Source organism: Brevibacterium moorei (assembly GCF_024580735.1).
Lineage (GTDB): Bacteria > Actinomycetota > Actinomycetes > Actinomycetales > Brevibacteriaceae > Brevibacterium > Brevibacterium moorei.
This window is the reverse complement of the sequence record NZ_JANIJX010000072.1, coordinates 1-331: the sequence shown is the minus strand read 5'-3', so window position 1 is coordinate 331 and position 331 is coordinate 1. Positions and strand designations below refer to the sequence as shown.

Here is a 331-nt window from a genome sequence, read left to right as displayed (position 1 = left end):
CATGACCGGGGTGTCCCGGTCGACGTGGCACTACCGGCACAGGCCCCGGCCCGCAGTGGCTGACCCTGTTCATCAAACGGATCGGGCGTACGCTTCGCGGATCGGTGAGGCAGACAGGCGGCGGGTGCAGGAGCGTATCCGTACATCGTGGGAAGCAGGTCATTCGGTCGATCACGCGTTTGCTGCGATGTGGGATGACGGGGTGATGCTCGCTTCACGGCGATCGTGGTGGCGGATCGCTGCGCAGATCGAGGATCAGTCGGTGCGGCCTGTTCTCCCGCGGGCGAAGCAGAAACGCTGCCGGCGGGAAGCTCCGCAGGTCATGGCCACC

General features: G+C 66.2%; 1 protein-coding gene. It reads left to right on the top strand.

Annotated features, from left to right (window positions below; translation table 11 throughout):
• Window positions 1-124: 124 nt before the first annotated feature.
• Window positions 125-331, top strand: a 207-nt coding sequence (locus NQ034_RS16090; protein ID WP_257050026.1) for a hypothetical protein, incomplete at its 3' end; no start/stop codon positions are given.